This is a genomic window from Segatella copri, assembly GCF_026015465.1.
Taxonomy (GTDB): domain Bacteria; phylum Bacteroidota; class Bacteroidia; order Bacteroidales; family Bacteroidaceae; genus Prevotella; species Prevotella copri_E.
On the sequence record NZ_JAPDUQ010000006.1, the window covers coordinates 51,044 to 69,468 of the forward strand.

Annotated in this window: 16 protein-coding genes; 10 read left to right on the forward strand and 6 right to left on the reverse strand. The window is 45.1% G+C overall.

The features are described 5' to 3' along the window. Positions 1-200: 200 nt before the first annotated feature. The 3 genes from uvrA to ONT08_RS15750 all read right to left on the reverse strand — a co-directional run bounded on the left by uvrA (position 201) and on the right by ONT08_RS15750 (position 4,149). Positions 201-3,098, reverse strand: a complete 2,898-nt coding sequence (uvrA, locus tag ONT08_RS15740; protein WP_153082000.1) for an excinuclease ABC subunit UvrA — start codon at positions 3,096-3,098, stop codon at positions 201-203. Positions 3,099-3,223: 125 nt separating this feature from the next. Further along, on the reverse strand, positions 3,224-3,694 hold the full coding sequence (rlmH, locus tag ONT08_RS15745) for a 23S rRNA (pseudouridine(1915)-N(3))-methyltransferase RlmH (protein ID WP_022120940.1): 471 nt from the start codon (positions 3,692-3,694) through the stop codon (positions 3,224-3,226). A gap of 134 nt (positions 3,695-3,828) precedes the next feature. After that, positions 3,829-4,149: a DUF4491 family protein gene (locus ONT08_RS15750; RefSeq protein WP_022120939.1), complete on the reverse strand. Its 321-nt coding sequence runs from the start codon at positions 4,147-4,149 to the stop codon at positions 3,829-3,831. Between the two features lie 243 nt (positions 4,150-4,392). Here ONT08_RS15750 and ONT08_RS15755 point away from each other — a divergent pair, with 243 nt between their 5' ends. The 6 genes from ONT08_RS15755 to ONT08_RS15780 all read left to right on the forward strand — a co-directional run bounded on the left by ONT08_RS15755 (position 4,393) and on the right by ONT08_RS15780 (position 10,015). Further along, positions 4,393-6,144 (forward strand): phospho-sugar mutase, encoded by a 1,752-nt coding sequence (locus ONT08_RS15755; protein WP_153084021.1) that lies wholly within the window; start codon positions 4,393-4,395, stop codon positions 6,142-6,144. Between the two features lie 208 nt (positions 6,145-6,352). Next, positions 6,353-7,792, forward strand: a complete 1,440-nt coding sequence (locus tag ONT08_RS15760; protein WP_153082001.1) for an amidophosphoribosyltransferase — start codon at positions 6,353-6,355, stop codon at positions 7,790-7,792. Between the two features lie 324 nt (positions 7,793-8,116). After that, entirely contained in the window at positions 8,117-8,659 is a 543-nt protein-coding gene (locus tag ONT08_RS15765; RefSeq protein ID WP_153137666.1) for a hypothetical protein, read from the forward strand. Next, positions 8,652-9,095: a hypothetical protein gene (locus tag ONT08_RS15770; RefSeq protein ID WP_118141808.1), complete on the forward strand. Its 444-nt coding sequence runs from the start codon at positions 8,652-8,654 to the stop codon at positions 9,093-9,095. Before ONT08_RS15765 ends, ONT08_RS15770 begins: the two co-directional genes overlap by 8 nt. A 361-nt stretch (positions 9,096-9,456) precedes the next feature. Then, positions 9,457-9,747, forward strand: coding sequence for a hypothetical protein (locus ONT08_RS15775; protein ID WP_264960422.1), 291 nt, complete (start codon positions 9,457-9,459; stop codon positions 9,745-9,747). A gap of 49 nt (positions 9,748-9,796) precedes the next feature. Then, entirely contained in the window at positions 9,797-10,015 is a 219-nt protein-coding gene (locus ONT08_RS15780; protein ID WP_117587204.1) for a hypothetical protein, read from the forward strand. Between the two features lie 54 nt (positions 10,016-10,069). On the opposite strand, the gene ONT08_RS15785 is transcribed toward ONT08_RS15780, so the two are convergent. Then, a complete protein-coding gene (locus tag ONT08_RS15785; protein ID WP_264960423.1) occupies positions 10,070-10,546 on the reverse strand; it encodes a hypothetical protein in 477 nt (158 codons plus the stop codon). A 288-nt stretch (positions 10,547-10,834) separates the two neighbouring features. Between ONT08_RS15785 and ONT08_RS15790 the strand changes: the two genes are divergently transcribed. The 3 genes from ONT08_RS15790 (at position 10,835) to istB (ending at position 14,170) form a co-directional block, all read left to right on the forward strand. Further along, positions 10,835-11,752 carry an IS982 family transposase gene (locus ONT08_RS15790; protein ID WP_118142112.1) on the forward strand — a complete coding sequence of 306 codons (918 nt, stop codon included), beginning with the start codon at positions 10,835-10,837 and terminating at the stop codon, positions 11,750-11,752. A 136-nt stretch (positions 11,753-11,888) separates the two neighbouring features. After that, the gene (gene istA / locus ONT08_RS15795; protein ID WP_264960424.1) at positions 11,889-13,424 is read left to right on the forward strand and encodes an IS21 family transposase; all 1,536 of its coding nucleotides are present in this window, start codon (positions 11,889-11,891) and stop codon (positions 13,422-13,424) included. A gap of 14 nt (positions 13,425-13,438) precedes the next feature. Continuing rightward, the gene (gene istB / locus ONT08_RS15800) at positions 13,439-14,170 is read left to right on the forward strand and encodes an IS21-like element helper ATPase IstB (RefSeq protein WP_264959427.1); all 732 of its coding nucleotides are present in this window, start codon (positions 13,439-13,441) and stop codon (positions 14,168-14,170) included. Positions 14,171-14,270: 100 nt separating this feature from the next. On the opposite strand, the gene ONT08_RS15805 is transcribed toward istB, so the two are convergent. Beyond that, positions 14,271-15,767 (reverse strand): hypothetical protein, encoded by a 1,497-nt coding sequence (locus ONT08_RS15805; RefSeq protein ID WP_264960425.1) that lies wholly within the window; start codon positions 15,765-15,767, stop codon positions 14,271-14,273. A gap of 27 nt (positions 15,768-15,794) precedes the next feature. Further along, on the reverse strand, positions 15,795-17,102 hold the full coding sequence (locus tag ONT08_RS15810) for a carcinine hydrolase/isopenicillin-N N-acyltransferase family protein (RefSeq protein WP_264960426.1): 1,308 nt from the start codon (positions 17,100-17,102) through the stop codon (positions 15,795-15,797). A gap of 272 nt (positions 17,103-17,374) precedes the next feature. Here ONT08_RS15810 and ONT08_RS15815 point away from each other — a divergent pair, with 272 nt between their 5' ends. Then, positions 17,375-18,388 carry a helix-turn-helix transcriptional regulator gene (locus ONT08_RS15815; protein ID WP_147337020.1) on the forward strand — a complete coding sequence of 338 codons (1,014 nt, stop codon included), beginning with the start codon at positions 17,375-17,377 and terminating at the stop codon, positions 18,386-18,388. Positions 18,389-18,425: the final 37 nt, after the last annotated feature.

Sequence of the window (18,425 nt, forward strand, 5' to 3'; positions counted from 1 at the left end):
GGTATGAAAATGAAAAAGGCGGTAAATACGTTAAATTTGTATTTACCGTTTTTAACATTCCATGATGGAACTTGCCGTGCCGGCTGGAATTTCGCAGATACTTTATTATACTTCATCAGATTGTGATGAGGTTGCAAAAGTAAACTGTGTCAAATTACTTTGGTTGTAACTTGACACATTTTTTTTTATATCTCCAACTCTTAACGCAAGAACTTTCCGGTAAGGCTTGCCTTGCAGGCAGCTACTTCTTCCGGAGTTCCGGCTACAACGAGATTGCCGCCTTTATCGCCGCCTTCCGGACCGAGGTCGATGATATAGTCGGCACACTTGATGACATCCAGATTGTGCTCAATCACTACCAGCGAATGGCCCCTTTCTATCAGGGCATTGAAGGCATGGAGCAGGCGCTTGATGTCGTGGAAGTGAAGACCCGTGGTAGGCTCGTCGAAGATGAAGAGCGTAGGCTCCTGTTCCTCCTTACCTATGAAGAAGGCGAGCTTTACACGCTGATTCTCACCACCCGAAAGCGAACTTGAATTCTGACCGAGCTTGATATAACCCAGACCCACATCCTGAAGCGGTTTCAGGCGGTTTACGATGATGCGGCAGTTGTCGAAGTCGCCCTCGTTGCGCTGCAGCTTTTCATCGCTGAAGAACTCAATGGCCTCGTTTACCGTCATGTTCAGCACATCATTGACGTCTTTTCCGCCATAGCGAACCTCCAGGATATCGTGCTTGAACCGCTTGCCCTTACAAGCCTCGCAGGTCAGCGTGAGGTCTGCCATAAACTGCATCTCGATGGTAACATATCCCGCACCCTTACATTCCTCGCATCTTCCGCCTTCGGTATTGAAAGAGAAGTACTGCGGCGTGAATCCCATCTGCTTAGCCAGTGGCTGGTTGGCAAAGAGGGCACGTATCGCATCGTATGCCTTCAGATAAGTGGCAGGGTTGCTGCGGGTACTCTTTCCGATAGGGTTCTGGTCAACAAACTCTACATGATGGATGCTCTTCCAGTCGCCTTCCATCGATGCATATTCGCCTGGGGCATCTGCTACGAGGTCCAGACGGCGACGCATGGCAGGATAGAGGATTCCCTTGATGAGCGAACTCTTGCCTGAGCCTGATACACCGGTTACACAGGTGAATACATTGAGCGGTATCTTAACATCGATGCCGCGCAGATTGTTCATCCGGGCTCCCTTGATTTCGATATACTGGTTCCAGGCACGGTGGCTCGTTGGCACCTTTATCTCCTCGTTGTGGGTCAGGTACTTGATGGTATAACTCTCTGGATATTCAGCCAGCAGCTTTTCCTGTTCAGCCTTGTCGGTGGTTGAATATTCTGATGACGGACCGGCGTAGACCACTCTTCCGCCCAGTCTGCCGGCATCGGGACCGATATCGATGAGATAGTCGGCTGCCCGCATAATCTCTTCGTCGTGTTCTACCACAACCACCGTATTGCCCAGTTGCTGCAGTTCTTTCAGCACCTTAATCAGTCGGGCGGTATCGCGGCTATGGAGTCCGATACTAGGTTCGTCAAGGATATATACGCTACCTACGAGCGATGAGCCCAGGTTGGTGGTCAGGTTGATGCGCTGACTCTCACCGCCGGAGAGGGTGTTGGAGAGTCGGTTGAGCGTAAGATAACCCAGACCAACATCCAGGAGGAACTGCAGGCGGTGGGTGATTTCGGTGAGCAGACGCTTGCTGATTTCCTTCTCATGCTCAGAGAGTTCCAGTTTCTTGAACCATTCGCTCAGGTTCACAATCGACATCTCAACCAGTTCGGTGATGCTCTTTCCGCCAATCTTCACATAGTTGGCTTCCTTCTTGAGTCGGGTACCATGGCAGTCAGGACAAATCGTCTTTCCACGGAATCGGCTCAGCATCACGCGGTATTGTATCTTGTACTGGTTCTCCTTTACCATTCTGAAGAACTCGTCGATGCTCACCCTTTCCTGCTGTTTACGTTTCTTCTCGCCAGGCAGACCGTGCCACAGCCAGTCCTTCTGCTGCTGAGTCAGTTCGAAATAAGGCTTGAAGATAGGGAAGTCGTATTCAGCAGCTCTGCGGATGAATTCCTTGAGCCACATACCCATCTTTTCGCCTCGCCAGCAAACCACACATCCGTCATATACGCTCATCGAAGTGTTCGGGATGACGAGTTTCTCATCGATGCCTATTATGCTGCCGAAACCTTCACAGGTAGGGCAGGCTCCGAGAGGAGAATTGAAGGCAAACATATTGTCGGTAGGCTCTTCAAACTGCATGCCGTCAGCTTCGAACCGGGTAGAGAAGTCGTAGCAGATGTTGCTTGGCAGGAAGACGAGGCGGCAGGCTCCATCGCCCTCATAGAAGGCAGTTTCGGCAGAATCCATCAGTCGGCTGATGTCATCCTTCTCATCGCTTACCGAAGCACGGTCGATGACCAGGAAGATTTCTTCATCCTTCTGTTGCATTCTCTTTCTCAGTTTATCGCCGCTTACTTCCAGCAGTTCCTTATCAGCCTGCTCCATGAAGTCTTCTATGCGTACGAATTCACCTTTTATATATATACGCGCGTAACCTTCCTGGTTGTACATCTCCAGCTGTTTGCCCAGACTGCGCCCTTCGATGACGTGGATAGGGGCGAGGATGACAAACCTGGTACCCTGGGAATACTGTCGGGTACAGGCGAGTACATCTTCGGTAGTATGGCGTTTCACCTCCTGTCCGCTGATAGGCGAATAGGTTTTTCCGATGCGTGCGTAGAGCAGTCGCAGGTATTCGTAGATTTCGGTGTTGGTGCCCACGGTAGATCGTGGGTTGCGCGAAATCACCTTCTGTTCGATGGCGATGGCAGGTGGCAATCCCTTGATGAAATCACATTCCGGTTTGCTCATACGTCCCAGAAACTGGCGAGCGTACGAAGAGAGCGACTCCACATAGCGGCGCTGGCCCTCTGCATATAAGGTATCAAAAGCCAACGATGATTTTCCCGATCCGGAGACACCCGTAATGGCAACAAACTTGCCCTGAGGTATCTTCACATCGATATTCTTGAGGTTGTTGGCTCTTGCCCCTTTTATTTCTATATATTTATCTTTTGGCATATTCTTTTTGCTTTTTATGATTAAGGGTTGGAGGGGGACCAGCGATGGAATCGCTGGGAACGGGGGCGCAAGGGGGAAAGGCTCTTTTTACCTTTTTACTTTTTTACCCTTTTACCCTTTTACCTTTATTCATGGTGGTAAGGCTCACCTTTTATAATAGTACATGCGCGATAGAGCGCCTCGGTAAAGATAAGGCGCACCATCTGATGCGAGAAGGTCATCTTGGAGAGGGAAATCTTCTCGTTGGCGCGGTCGTAGACAGACGGTGAGAAACCGTAAGGACCGCCGATGACAAAGACGAGCCTTCTTGCCGTGGCCTGCTTGCGCTCTATCCATTTGGCAAACTCGATGCTTCGGAATTCCTGTCCATGTTCATCCATCAGCACCACGGTATCCGAAGGTTGGAGGAGTTTCAGAATCAGTTCTCCTTCCCGTTCCTTCTGCTGCTGTTCGCTGAGACTCTTGGTGTTCTTGAGCTCAGGAATGGTTGTTATGTTGAAAGGCATATAATGGGTGATGCGCTCGGCATAATCCTTAATGCCCGCAATGAAATGCTTGTTTACGGTCTTTCCGACCAGAATGAGTTCTGTCTTCATTTTCTTCCTATACACTTGAATTCTTCACTGAAGTTTCGCAAGTAAGCCCCACACGCCCTGAAAGGGCAGAAGCTCCTAGCCCGTACTTGAACCACATGCGAAACTTCAGTTCCTCGTTCTTCACTCTTCGTTCTTCACTTCTTCTCGTCCCTGTAATATCCTGTTCCTATTCTTTTCGGATTCTTCGGGAACCAGCCTTTCTCGCAGCGTTGTCTCTGTTCGAAGAGTTCACCGATGCTCCAAAGGCATGAAGCACCTACTACGCCCAATATGGCAGAGAAGAGCACGTTGGCAACCAGGAAGGCAGCTCCGATGCAGATGATGCCTGCAACGAGGAAAACCCACCAATAGCGAGTGCCCGTATAATATTCCGTCTTCATAACGATAGGGTGAAAGATACCTATTATTAAAAAGGTGGATACGGCGATGATGACGCCCGTGTAATATACTTCCATATTCTATTGTTTTTATATTTCGTTCATTCAACTTCTGCTATCTTACCAATACAATATTGCTAAATATTAGCCTTATTCTATTTTCAATTCCATTTCAATGTGCAAAAATACAAAAAAAACTTCATTCTTGCTTGGTTTATCAAAATTTTTATATAACTTTGTACGCAAATAGAGAAATTATGCATTGTTTTCGTGCACATCCTTCTCGATAAGAATTAATTAATAACATAATATAATCAAACTATGGCTAATAACGCAGAATTGATCAAGCAGTGTGAAGAAAGAGCACAGCAGTGGCTCACACCTGCTTTTGACGAAGAAACTCGTAAGGAAGTAAAGGCAATGCTCGACGCAGAGGATAAGTCTGCTCTCGTTGATGCATTCTATCAGAACTTGGAGTTCGGTACTGGTGGTTTGCGCGGTATCATGGGCGCAGGTACCAACCGCATGAACAAGTATATCGTTGGTATGGCTACACAGGGCTTTGCTAACTACATTCTCAAGGCTTTCCCAGGTGAGGAGAACCTTTCTGTAGTGGTAGGTCACGACTGCCGTAACAATTCCCGTCTCTTCGCTGAGACCGTAGCTGCCATCTTCTCTGCCAATGGCATCAAGGCTTATCTCTTCGAGAGCCTCCGTCCTACACCAGAGATTTCTTTCGCTATCCGTGAGCTCGGTGCAAAGGCCGGTGTCAACGTAACAGCTTCTCACAACCCTAAGGAGTACAACGGTTACAAGGCTTACTGGAGCGACGGTGCTCAGGTTCTGGCTCCACACGATACAGGTATTATCGAGGAGGTAAACAAGGTTACTATCGACCAGGTGAAGTTTGAGGCTAACTGGGATAAGATCAAGATTATCGGTGGTGAGATGGATTACGACTACATGACAGCCGTTCATTCTGCTATGATTGACCAGGATGTTATCAACCGTCAGAAAGACCTCAACATCGTTTATTCAGCTATGCATGGTACAGGTCGTGTCATCGTTCCTCTCTGTCTGCGTTCTTGGGGCTTCCAGAACATCAATGTAGTTCCTGAGCAGATGGTTGTAGATGGCAACTTCCCAACAGTCGTTTCTCCAAACCCAGAGAATGCAGAGGCTATGACTCTCGGTATGAAGCTCGGTACCAAGTTGAACGCTGACCTCGTGGTAGCTACCGACCCAGATGCTGACCGTCTGGCTATCGTTTGCCGCGACGACAAGGGCGAGTGGATGATCATCAACGGTAACCAGACAGCCATGATGTTCTGCTACTACATCATTGAGAACAAGAAGAAGTTGGGCAAGTTGAAGCCAACAGACTTCCTTGTAAAGACCATCGTAACAACAGAGGTTATCGCTGAGATTGCCAAGAAGAACAACGTAGAGTTGCGCGACTGCTACACCGGTTTCAAGTGGATTGCACGCGAGATTGCTATCTCTGAGGGCAAGCAGCAGTACATCGGTGGTGGTGAGGAGAGCTTCGGTTTCTTGCCATACGATAAGGTACGCGATAAGGATGCTCCTGCATCTATCTGTCTGATTTGCGAGATTGCAGCATGGGCTAAGGATCAGGGCAAGACACTCTACGACCTCCTGATGCAGATTTATGCAGAGTATGGCTTCAGCAAGGAGTTTACTGTAAACGTAGTTCGCCCAGGTAAGACTGGTGCTGACGAGATCAAGCAGATGATGGCAGACTTCCGTGCCAACCCTCCACAGGAGTTGGGTGGCAGCAAGGTGGTAACCTGGAAGGACTACCAGTCTTTGGAGGCTAAACATGCTGACGGCAGCGTAGAGAAGCTCGATATGCCTGCTACAAGCAATGTACTCCAGTGGTTCTGCGATGACAACACTAAGGTAAGTGTCCGTCCATCAGGTACAGAGCCTAAGATTAAGTTCTATATTGAGGTTAAGGATCCTTCATTCAAGTGCGCTGGCTGCTACAACCGCTGCACAGCTGCTGCGATGGATAAGATCGAGGCTATCAAGAAGAGCCTGAAGTTGGATTAATTTCATAGGAAATCATATCATGGCGCTCCGGTAATTATTGCCGGAGCGCTTTTCGTTTCAGTAGCCGTTTATTCTTCTCGAAATAGGGTAGCAAGTTACCCTCATTATCATGTTTTTATAGAAAAAAAGCAAAAAGACTTGCATATTTTCTGATTTTTATTTATCTTTGCACCCATATTACAAAATTATAACATATAATTATACTCTTATGGGAGGCATTTTCGGAACTATTTCCAAGAAAAGCTGTGTCGCTGATCTCTTTTACGGCACAGATTACAACTCACATCTCGGCACACGCCGGGGCGGTTTGGCAACCTACAGTAGTGAGAAGGGCTTCGTGCGCTCTATTCACAATCTGGAAAGTTCATACTTCAGAACGAAGTTTGAACCTACACTCAACAAGTTTGAAGGAGCTACATCGGGCATCGGCGTGATTAGCGATACAGATGCCCAGCCACTCATCATGAACTCTCATCTTGGCCGCTTTGCCATTTGCACTGTAGCTAAGATAGTAAACAAGGATGAACTTACTCAGCTTCTGCTCGAGAAGAACATGCACTTTGCAGAGATGTCTTCGGGTAGTACCAATCCTACTGAGTTGGTGGCTCTGCTCATTATTCAGGGTAAAACCTTCAGAGAAGGTATCGAAAACGTTTTCCATCACATCAAAGGTTCCTGCACCATGATGATCCTTACCGAGGATGGCATCATCTGTGCGCGTGACAGTTGGGGACGTACTCCAATCATCATCGGCAAGAAGGAAGGTGCTTATGCAGCTTCCAGCGAAACCACCTCGTTCCCTAACCTTGATTATGAAACAGCATATGAGGTAGGACCAGGCGAAATCGTGAAGATTAAAGCTGATGGCATGGAGCAAATCCGTCCTGCCAACAAGAAGATGCAGGTTTGCTCTTTCCTCTGGGTTTACTACGGATTCCCTACATCTACCTACGAGGGCAAGAATGTAGAGGAGGCGCGTTTTACCAACGGCTTTAATCTCGCCAAGACCGATGATGTGGAGGTAGACTGCTGCAGCGGTATTCCTGATTCGGGTACGGGTATGGCGATGGGTTATGCTGCCGGAAAGGGTGTACCTTACCAGCGCTGCATTGCCAAGTATACGCCTACATGGCCTCGCAGTTTTACTCCTAGCAACCAGAGCATGCGTTCACTGGTAGCTAAGATGAAGCTGATTCCTAACAAGGCGATGTTGAAGGGCAAGCGGGTATTGTTCTGCGATGACAGTATCGTGCGTGGTACCCAGCTTCGTGACAATGTGAAGGTGCTTTTCGACCAGGCTGGCTTGAAGGAGTGCCACATGCGCATAGCGTGTCCTCCATTGGTATACGGCTGTCCGTTCATCAACTTCACTTCTTCAAAGAGTGATATGGAGCTGATTACCCGTCGCATCATCGAGAAGTTTGAGGGCGATGCCAACAAGAATCTTGAGAAATACGCTACCACCGGTTCTCCTGAGTATCAGAAGATGGTAGATGAGATTGCCAGCCAGTTGGGCTTGACTTCCCTGAAGTTCAATACCATCGAGCAGCTGGTAGAGGCCATCGGTCTTCCAAAGTGTCAGGTATGTACCCATTGTTTCGATGGCAGCAGCGCATATACTCTGAATGAGTTTGCTGATGAAGACTAAAATAAGAATATAAGTTCTTGATAGATAAGAAGATAGGTCTAGCGGACCCGTGAAACGCGGTGTAGCCAGACCTATTTTATTTTCCTTTTATATGGTATCGTAATACCCCCTGCGAAATAAAACTGTCACAACTGTCATGTAACGCTTCTGGGGGGTAGGAATCGTGAGGGCTAGAATATATAGCTTTCAATCACTTGTGATATGATACGAATACAGACAGAATCGGAAAATAATGTGGTTTATATTGTTTTCTTCTCGAAAAATTTGGTAGTTACGAAAAAGCAACGTATCTTTGCAGCACATGTTTAGTAAAAAGAAAAAAGTATGAGTGAAGTAAAGCCATATAAATTACCCGAAGAAAAAACAAGTATAGTTTCTGATTCCATGGCAGTCCGTATTACTCCTGATACGGATATTGTTACTTTGCGCCATAATGTGATGGATGCGGTGTATGCTACAACAGATCAGAATGCTTTGTATAGTTGTTTGGTTTTCTTGTCAAGTCAAAAGCAAACTTTACAATCTTCAGTAAAGAAAGAACTTTTGAATCGTTTAGATGAATTGTCAAAGCTTCCAGATGGTTGGGATGGTGAAGGTAGTCTTGCCCTCTCAAGAAATATCGTGGATTTTGTGAAGCGAATTATTCTGCTAGCTGCTGATACTAGTCTGCAAAATTGGGTAGCTTTTCCTGATGCACGAGGTTGTATATATTTAGATTACACGGAAGACAATAATATAGCAGGTGTTACTATAACCAATCATCAGGTTGTAGCATTTATCAAACGGGATGGTCATTTGTCAAAATTCAGTTTTGATAAGTTGGATGAAAAGGAAGTATTGTCATTATTAGAAAAAGCTCATGGATAAACTGATTTCTGAAATAGCAGACGATGAAAAGGTTGCAAGAATCCTGTTCTCGCCTTCTCATATCTATAAAGGGCGTGTTTCGCCGAAGGCTTTTAAACTTGAAAAGTTGAAGAGTGGTGCTGAAGACTATATTTCTGTATTAAGATATAATGCAGATCAATTAGATTCTGTATCAGCTGTTTTTCGTCCTAGAACGAAAGGAGACTCTCGATATGGATTTACATTTTTAAATGTTTTGGATGTTCGAAACCTGGATTATGAATTTAACAACAGAAGAGTGGAGCTATTGCCAAAACCAAGCAAGCGATTACCGTTACATGCTGGAATCTTTTTATCAATTGATGGAAGATTGCAGACTGCCGATGATGTTTCTCCTGATATAGATTTTTTCCAAAAAGAACTTGCCATGCTTTGTGATGGGGTGCATAAATTTTAATCTGCCCCGAACGTTGGAAAAGCAGCCTAGTTTTTCATCCGGGTGAAATCTTTACATCTTCGCCTTTTGAGGCTATCGGTCTTCCAAAGTGCCAGGTATGTACCCATTGTTTCGATGGCAGCAGCGCCTACACTCTTGATGAGTTTGCTGATGAAGACTAATTCATCTTTTTGCGAGATAAATAAATATGTAAGTGGCGAAATGAGTAGGCTGACAGTCTGCTGGTTTCGCCATTCTTTGTTTGTCCTCTTCTGTTAAGCAAATACTTTGTGATACATTTTTGTGTTAAAATATCGAATATTCTTTGAATTATCAGATAATTACCGTATTTTTGCAGAAAGGTTTTAAAATAGAGATGATTATGAAACTATCAGATTATAGCAATATAACATCGACTCCTGTTTGGAATGAAGTGAAAAACTGGAGTGACGATGACAAGAATGAGCTTATCACATTGCTTTATACAACAATGGATAAGGTAAATCCTTATGTCGTTCCTGAGTCTGATGAGATAGAAGCTTTTGTGAACGAGATTCCTCGTGAAGCCTTGGCAGCTAGTGTGGAGATGGCATTAAAGGATCATGAAAATGGTAAAACCATTTCCCATTCAGAATTAATGAGTCGTATAAAAGCGGAACGAGGATGGAAATAGAATGGTCACTGCTTGCCATTAAATTTGTTGAATCAGAAATCATACAGTTATGAGTGCAAAAATAACACAAGACAATCTTTATATGTTGTTGCCATTGAAGATTGGATGGCTTGCTCCTTGGCTCTCGGAAGACAAGGGTATAAGTCTTACAGATGCCATCAATCGTATATATCATTCACAACTATATAAAAAGCTGTCTACAGAAAGTACCAAATATTGGCACTTAGGTCCTGTGGACTTGTATAATGAACTGAAGAAAGAACTATAAGAAGATAGGTCTAGCGACCCCGCTTAGCGCGGTGTAGCTAGACCTGTTTTTATATTATTTCTCGGCAAAATCTTCTTTTGCATAAATCTTGTTACAATCGATGTTGGAGATATCCCACTGGAGAGACAATACCTGATTGTACTTCTTGTATTTATAGGTTTTGTCATTTACTGTGGTAAACTCAACCTCGTAATTATCTGCTATTCTCAATGGTGGAGTTGTAATGCTGGAACCATTCTGCAGGGTAGATTTATAGCTCCAGATAGCTTTCTGTTCTCCCTTCTTGTAAATCTCAACCTTTGAGATGGCAACTTTGTCGTTCAGATTGTTTGTGAACTGAAGCGGTGCATAGCGATCTCGTGTGAAAGGTTGCAGGTCGAAGATGTGATTAACATTTCCTATGTCTGTAAAGGTTAATGTATGAAGATCTGCTCCTGTTGAGATAAAACTCATGGCACCATAGGTTGGCCTAGCGATAAACCTGATGGCTATAGGTGACAGTATCGGCGAATCGGTACCACTATAGCGCATGAATCGGTACCATCATAGCACTGCATTCGGTACCATCGTATCACTTGAATCGGTACCATCATAGCGCCCCAATCGGTACCAAAAAGATGTAAAGTTCTGCTCATGTATAATAATAACCGCCTATCTTTGCAGAAGAATTTTTAAATCTGTATAGATATGGCACAAAGTAATGTAAACATACCTCAGTTCGGGATAAGAAATAGTGCCTAAAAAAGTTGGTAATCTCCGATATTTTTTGTATCTTTGTAGTTGAAATCCAATTAGTTACAAACATAAAAAGATATCATTATGGAGATTACCAAGGACAAAGTTACAGAATTATTTTGTATTATTGATGAATTTTACAAAGTTTTTGATGCTGAAAATGCAGGAAAATTGCTTTTGGGTGAAGATGGAGTAAAGCGCAGACGACGTAAAGCCTCTTTATCTGATAGTGAAATCATGACGATTTTGCTGTATTTCCATTTCGGCTCGTTCCGAAACTTCAAGCATTATTACCTATTCTTTATTAGAGGAACTTTGAAGTCATATTTTCCAAATGCGGTGTCTTATAACCGTTTTGTAGAACTTGAAAGTCGCGTATTCTTCCCTCTCATGTTCTTCCTGAATCTCCGTGCTTTTGGCAGATGTACAGGTATAACCTTTGTTGATTCAACCATGATACCAATATGCCACAATCTCAGGCGTTATGCCAACAAAGTGTTCAAAGGCATTGCCACAAACGGAAAGGGAACAATGGGATGGTGTCATGGGTTCAAGCTACATCTGGCTTGTAATGATAGAGGTGAGATAATTGCTTTTGTTCTCACTGGTGCAAACGTTAGCGACAAAGATCCAACGGTATTCGATGTGTTGGCTAAACGTCTGTATGGCAAGCTGTTTGCAGATAAAGGCTATATCTCGCAAAAACTCTTCGATTCGCTTTTTGAGGAAGGCATCCAGTTGGTAACAGGACTGAGAGTGAACATGAAGAACAAACTAATGCCGTTCTATGACAAGATGATGCTACGCAAAAGATACATCATTGAAACGATTAATGACCTGTTGAAAAATACGGCTCAGATAGTACATTCACGTCACAGGTCTGTTGCGAATTTCATCATAAATATTATTTCTGCATTAGGGGCATACTGTTTCTTTGACAACAAGCCCAAGGCACTTACTGGATACGTTATCGAAGATACGAAACAGCTTAGTCTTTTCTAACATTGCATATTTTACAGGAGGATTTTGTCTCAGCAACCATCCAAGATATATAGATGGTTGCCAAGCCTCTGTATCCCTTATATAAAAACATTATAAAGCCTTTAGATAGAGTTCATTATCCCGAACTGAGGTAAACATGAGCAAATTAAAACGTTCATTTCAAATGCTAGCGGCAAAAATACCGCAACGCACCATTTGCGAGCAACTACACATGGGACGTGGCGTACTGAACCGTTACAAGACCTTGGCGGATTCCCAAGGTTTGTCCTATGGCGTGATAGGCCGCATGAGTGACGGGGAAATAGAATCTTTCCTCCAGTTGTCCAAACCCACAGCAGCCCCATCTTCCCAACGTCAGGTGCTGGATGGGCTGTTGCCTGAATATGTGTCAGACTTGTCGCATAACCGCTACCTCACCATTCAAGCCCTGCACGAGTCATACAAGAAGGAGCATCCCGACGGATATGGATACACCCAGTTCAAGAAGTCAATCCGTGAGTATCAGTACTCACACAACCTCAGCTTCCATAACACCTATATTCCTGGGGAAGAGATGCAGATTGACTTCGCCGGCGATGCCCTGTGGCTTACCGACCCGAAGACAGGTAAACTAACCAAGGTTGTCGTTTTGGTCTGTATCCTGCCATACAGCGGCTTGGGATTTGCCAAGGCTATGTACAACGCTTCCATGGAGAACTTCTTCGGCGGTATATCCGATGCCTTCTCTTACTTCGGCGGAACAACTCGCATAGCCAAGAGTGACAACATGAAGCAGTGGGTGAAGAAATACGACCGCTACGAGCCAGCGTTCAATGATGCTGCCGTGGAATGGGCTGCCTACTACGATACATCCCTCCAAACCTGCAGGGTTCGCACTCCCAGGGACAAAGGTCCAGTCGAGGGACTCGTCCAAAAGACATACAATGCCGTCTACGCTCTGCTACATGACGAGGTGTTTTACAATCTTCTGAGTATGAATACCCGTATCTATGAGTTGATGGACGGCTTCAATGAAAAGCCGTCCAGAACGACAGGGAGAAGCAGACGTGACATCTTCGAGGCGGAAGAGCAACCAACGTTGGGTAAGCTGCCCATGACTCCATACCGCTTCAGATATCGCAAGGAGGTGAAACTGTCCGGTACCTATCACGTCATGGTTGATAAGCACAACTATAGCGTGCCATACCAGTATGTCGGGCAAAAGGTGAGCGTACTGTGGGACTTAGATACCGTGGAGGTTTACTCCGGGAGTTCTCGCATAGCCATCCATCAGCGTCGCCAAGGATCTGGATACAGCACGCATGACGAGCATATGCCAGACAAACATCTTGCCTACAAGCACGGACAGGGATATAACGCCGCCTATTTTCTGGAGGAGGCGGCATTGGTTGGCAGCAACACCACTTCCGCAGTCCAATCCATCCTCAATCGCACGAAGCATGTCGAGCAGTCGTACAAGTCTTGCCAAGGAGTCCTGTCTCTCAAGCGCAAGTATGGCAAGGAGCGTCTGGAGAAGGCCTGTAAGCGTCTAGCAGGTTGTTCATCCATCACCTACACGACCATCCGCAACGTGTTGGAAAAGAACCTTGACCAAGTTGACGGGGAAGAAACAGTCTCAAACGTGCCACAGAACGACTATGTGAGAGGCGCGGAGGCATTTATGAACATTTAAATATGCATAGTAACATGAACTTACAAGAAACCATCATACAACTCAACGAGTTGAAACTCAGAGGTATGTCATCCTCCTTCGAGGCCATGACCAGCCTTCCTGTACAGAACCGCCCATCCCTGGAAGTCGCCATCTCCAAGATGGTGGATGCAGAGGTGCAGGACAGACGAGATCGAAAGACCGCCATGTATCTAAAAATCAGCAAGCTTAGATATACGGCACTCTTAGAGGATGTCATCTGTGGAACAGACCGCAACTTCACCAAGGATGACTTTGCCGCCATTGCTGACTGTGCCTTTATACGCAGGCATGAGAACTTGCTCATACAAGGAAAGTGTGGCTGCGGAAAATCCTTTCTTGCCTGTGCCCTTGGAAGACAGGCTTGCATGCTAGGCTATAGAACTCTCTATCTCAACATGAACAGCTTTGTGGAGAAAGTTGCACTCAGCAAGCTGGATGGGTCGTACCTAAAGATGATAACCAATCTAGAAAAGTATGACTTGCTCATATGGGATGACTTCGGGTTGCAGCCAATGGATGACAAGACCAGACTCGCAATGCTCCAAATCCTAGAAGAGAGATACGAGAGAAAGTCCGTCATTATCGCCTCACAGCTTCCTATTGCCAAATGGTATGATTATATAGGTGATCCTACCTTGGCAGATGCCATTATGGACCGTTTGGTGGCAAATGCAAGTAAAATAGAGTTAAAAGGCGATTCTATGCGCCAGAAATTGAAAAAATAAATTACCTTTGCAAATTGAAAAGCAGAACTGAAATCTTGGTACCGCTTGCAGCGATACAAGCGGTACCGATTGCAGTGATAGCATGGTACCGATTACACCGCTACGCTTGGTACCGATACAGCGCTATCGTCACTATAGGCGATTCATCCGAATTGTCTGCCATTTTAGGCATATACCATGCCCATGCAGCATTCACTTCGGCAGTAGCTTTATATATGTTGGAATTTCCTTCCTCAAATCCATTCTTACTTTTCCATCTGAAATATGGCAGGTTCTTGAATACCAGCTCATAGGCTGCAATGTTCTTCCTCTGCGTATTCTTGATGTCCATGTCGTTAATGGTATAGGTCTTGGAGTGAGTCCATGACCATCCAGCCTTCATGGTGTATTTTGCTTCAGCATATGGGATGTCTCCCTTGGCTCCTGCTGCTACGGATAGCCCAGCTTCTACACCATGAGTATGAGAAGAGGTATAGGTAACCTGGTTAATCGTTGTTTGTGGACTAGGTGTTCCGCTCGCTGTAAAAAATATATCGTCTGTACCCAATTCCGTATATACCTTTTTGCCATCCTTTGTCTCACATTTCAACGGGATACATTCCATGGCGAATGCTTTGCCGTAGAAACCGCAAATACGTACATACGTACCTCCGTGTCTGTTCGACCATCTACCCTTGTACATGTCATTATTGCTTACGCTTGACGACATGTTCACTATATAGTAATCGCCCGAACCTGCCTGTCCCTCATAGCAATGAACCTGATAGATGTCAAACGAAACATTGATGGCTCCGCTGCCTTCGATATAATCCCGTTTCGACAATGCCAGATGGCGAACTTCCTTTTTGTCATTATAAGTAAAAGTCTTACCATAATGGTACTGGGTAAAATCCTTGCTGAGGTCATCATCACCATTTGAATTTTCTACTTTCTTTTCTTCGTATTTGTTCATATCTGCTACCCATCCGTTCAGATAGGTATAGATGTCGTTGTCACCAAGTTCTGGATCTACAGCATCCAGGTCGGCCATCTCATCACCGGAGCCGTCATTATTCAGGTTTTCTTCCTGCAGTTCTGGCTGATTCCATTCCACGTCATCAAACAGATTGGTATATGATTGGGTTTCAGCCGCTTCCTGGCTATTGTCAACGAATACCTCGTCCAGGCTAGGTTCATATACCTTGTAGCTATACCCCTGACCGTCCGTAGCCGATAGCAGAATATCATCAGAAGGCTGGTAGGTTGCTACAATTCCACCCTGCTCCATAACTTGCTCAGCTTCCTTCTGGTATTTATCCCCGGCAGGGATAATCAGCAGGTCGGTTGATTCCGAAACCGTAGCTTGTCTGTTAGGGAAGAGGAGTTCACAGGCTTTCGTCATTTCAGCCTTTTCGCCCAATCCCAGCATTACAGTATTGCCCTTATATTGAACACCAGTTATAGCGCTGTTGAAATGGGTTTCTTCATCTGATGGTGGAAAGTTTTCCGCTGAAGACGTTTTGTCATCATCCGAACAGCCTGTAAACATAGTCAGCGAAGCTATGAGAAGCATCACCAAGTAAGTAGCCTTGTTTAAAAATAATGTTACTTTTTTCATAATCTTGTCCATTTTTCAGTTAATGTATTATTTTGCATAGAACGTAAACTTGTTCTTGTAATCTCTGTTCACGCAGACGGTTGCCTTGCGCTGGGAGAGATTGTATACCACCGACCACTGGGTATGGCTCGTAGGATTGCCCGGAGTTTCTGCCTGACTCACACCATTGAGCAGATTCATGGCTCCTTCCTCTGACAACCGGTTACTGTTCTGCTTGATGACGAATTCCATCATGTCGTAGCGGGTCTTGCCGTGATTCGAGAGTTTCGGTCCTTTGTCAGAACATGCCATGGTTTCAGATACATAGAAGTTGCTGGCATAGCGCTTTTCTATCACCTCGCGGGTGTTTGGCAATACGTCAGGATATTTGAAATGAGTCTTTCCGTCTTCACCCGTATATTCATCGTCGATGTAAATCTTGCTTTGGTGATCCTTGTCATATACGAATTCTACGATGGCATAACGGCCCGTGGCATCTGCCATGTAGAAATGATAGTTGCCGTCGCCGTCCGGTATCCAGAGATCATATCCGTCCAGAATCTTGAGAGCTTCATCTACCGTCTTGGCATGATCCAGCATCATACGTAAGGCAACTGTTGTTGTCAACTTCTTTCCTGTGCTAGCCTGCTGGGTTGGTTTGCCGTCAAGATGAAGAACGGAAACGGCAAAGCCTGCCTCGTTCATGCCGTCCATCAGAAGATATGGGAATGCCATGATATAGGAAAGGTCTTGCGTCTTATGTTTCTCAAACTGTTCCTTGTTATATAGGATGTAATGCCAGAGATCCTGCCGGTAACCTATCCAGTAGGCATCCACCATGCTGATGGATTTCAGTCCACCTTCTGGAGCCGTGCGAACCAGGGCTGCTGCAATCGGTTCATTATCGTGAGAGTAGTCAAAGTTGCGCCCCATCAGATAATCACCAGTATCTGGTGTCGTAACAGCAAAGGCACTGCAGCCGGCATCCAGCTTGACTCTTGCCTTGAGCCAGGATGGTGTTTTGTCGCAGAGGGTTTTCAATACGGCACCAATCAGTTGGGTGTTGTCGGTAAGATTATAGCCTGATATGGTAGAGAGTTTGTAATCCTCCGTATAGTCAAGATAGAAGAATCTTCCGTCTTTCAAGTCCTGGATGGACCGGACCATCTCCAGTTTCTTGGCATCGGTCAGCAGACTGGCTGGTACGTCCTGATAGTGTGCCTGATTGTTTACTTCTTCATGGTCATCATCGCTGCATGAAGATAGCAGAAACATACAGAATGTGATGCTGAAACTTAAGCATAAAAACAGAAACCATTGTATGTGCTTACTGTTGAAAGTGATATTCTTTTTCATACGTAATTAGTATTAAATGATTGATAAATGATTTGAATTTTCAAATGCAAAAGTAATGGAAAACCATTCTCGGTAGGGAGAAAAGTACACTGAAAAATGCTGATTTTTCTGAAATTATAAAAAAATATCCCTCAAAATACATCAAAAGCAATCTTTTTTATTATTTTTGCAAGAAGAAAAAGCGATTCGTCTGTCTGTGCAAAATGATTCGTCAGTCAGGGCAAACCTGCCTCATCTGTTAATACGAAATAATTTATCTATCCATTATGAATATGAAAGAAAAGAACGCAAAGAAATCTAAGATACATCAGTTAGGGTTCTCTTTCCTGAAGAGAGAATCTAATTACTTGGACCGCCAACGTCAAGCTATCCTTGTGTGTTTCTCCGTGATGCTCTCTTTGGGCATCCTGTCAAATATCCTAGGCTTTTCTGGAGCCTTTGATCCGTTTTTTACCGTGTCTAACATCGTTTTTCTGATTGTCGTGTTATCCTCCTTCATGGCTTATCTCTTCGGGAAAATCCCAATGGTGAGGGCAATCGTTTGTATCGCTATCGCCACCCAGTGCTTTATCGGAGCTGATATCCTCTACAGTGCCTTTATGCCTACGCTGAAAGATAACAGAATGGTGATTCTCATCAATATGCTTATCCTTTCAGGCAACATGTTTTTCTCGCTGGCGGCTTATCAGGCGCGTCTCACACGCTGGCTGGTGGGAATAGCTTTGGGGGTTTATATATTGAGTGTGATTGTAACGGGGGATGAATCGCTCATGGATTATTTCTTCATGATGATGCTCATATTGCTTTTTATCAGCGTGCTGAGTCTGGCTGTTGCCAGAAACGGTGAGTATCTTGTCAATGCGAACAGAACGTTGCAGCGTGATGAGGAAGAACTGCTCCAGGTGCTGAAGATAAACAAAAAGCAGATTAAGGCATACGTGGCTCTGGTGAAGGAAAGGCATGATGTTAAACTTACCGCGCATTTGCTGGATCTTCTGGGTGAGGCTTCGCAGAAGAATGTCATAGACAATGTGATGCAATATCTCCAGACCCGCGAATTGAGCAAACAGAACATAGAACGCGTCTTTCCCGAGTTGAGTGCCTCTGAACAGGAAATCTGTTACCTTATCCTGCAGAACAGAAAGCTGAGTGAGATTTGCATGCTGCTCAACAAGTCGGAATCGAACATCACTACCCAGCGGGCCAACATCAGAAAGAAGTTGGGAATGGGCTCTGCTGATAACCTGAAGAAGGTTCTGGAGAAGCGCATAGCTGAAAGCCTGTAGGCCGATGAGGCTGATACTGAACCATATCCTGTTATTT

Excerpts from the sequence above, each read along its gene's own strand:
- uvrA (WP_153082000.1), bottom strand. The coding sequence starts at position 3,098 with ATGCCAAAAGATAAATATATAGAAATAAAAGGGGCAAGAGCCAACAAC.
- rlmH (WP_022120940.1), bottom strand. The coding sequence starts at position 3,694 with ATGAAGACAGAACTCATTCTGGTCGGAAAGACCGTAAACAAGCATTTC.
- ONT08_RS15750 (WP_022120939.1), bottom strand. The coding sequence starts at position 4,149 with ATGGAAGTATATTACACGGGCGTCATCATCGCCGTATCCACCTTTTTA.
- ONT08_RS15755 (WP_153084021.1), top strand. The coding sequence starts at position 4,393 with ATGGCTAATAACGCAGAATTGATCAAGCAGTGTGAAGAAAGAGCACAG.
- ONT08_RS15760 (WP_153082001.1), top strand. The coding sequence starts at position 6,353 with ATGGGAGGCATTTTCGGAACTATTTCCAAGAAAAGCTGTGTCGCTGAT.
- ONT08_RS15765 (WP_153137666.1), top strand. The coding sequence starts at position 8,117 with ATGAGTGAAGTAAAGCCATATAAATTACCCGAAGAAAAAACAAGTATA.
- ONT08_RS15770 (WP_118141808.1), top strand. The coding sequence starts at position 8,652 with ATGGATAAACTGATTTCTGAAATAGCAGACGATGAAAAGGTTGCAAGA.
- ONT08_RS15775 (WP_264960422.1), top strand. The coding sequence starts at position 9,457 with ATGAAACTATCAGATTATAGCAATATAACATCGACTCCTGTTTGGAAT.
- ONT08_RS15780 (WP_117587204.1), top strand. The coding sequence starts at position 9,797 with ATGAGTGCAAAAATAACACAAGACAATCTTTATATGTTGTTGCCATTG.
- ONT08_RS15785 (WP_264960423.1), bottom strand. The coding sequence starts at position 10,546 with ATGCGCTATAGTGGTACCGATTCGCCGATACTGTCACCTATAGCCATC.
- ONT08_RS15790 (WP_118142112.1), top strand. The coding sequence starts at position 10,835 with ATGGAGATTACCAAGGACAAAGTTACAGAATTATTTTGTATTATTGAT.
- istA (WP_264960424.1), top strand. The coding sequence starts at position 11,889 with ATGAGCAAATTAAAACGTTCATTTCAAATGCTAGCGGCAAAAATACCG.
- istB (WP_264959427.1), top strand. The coding sequence starts at position 13,439 with ATGAACTTACAAGAAACCATCATACAACTCAACGAGTTGAAACTCAGA.
- ONT08_RS15805 (WP_264960425.1), bottom strand. The coding sequence starts at position 15,767 with ATGAAAAAAGTAACATTATTTTTAAACAAGGCTACTTACTTGGTGATG.
- ONT08_RS15810 (WP_264960426.1), bottom strand. The coding sequence starts at position 17,102 with ATGAAAAAGAATATCACTTTCAACAGTAAGCACATACAATGGTTTCTG.
- ONT08_RS15815 (WP_147337020.1), top strand. The coding sequence starts at position 17,375 with ATGAAAGAAAAGAACGCAAAGAAATCTAAGATACATCAGTTAGGGTTC.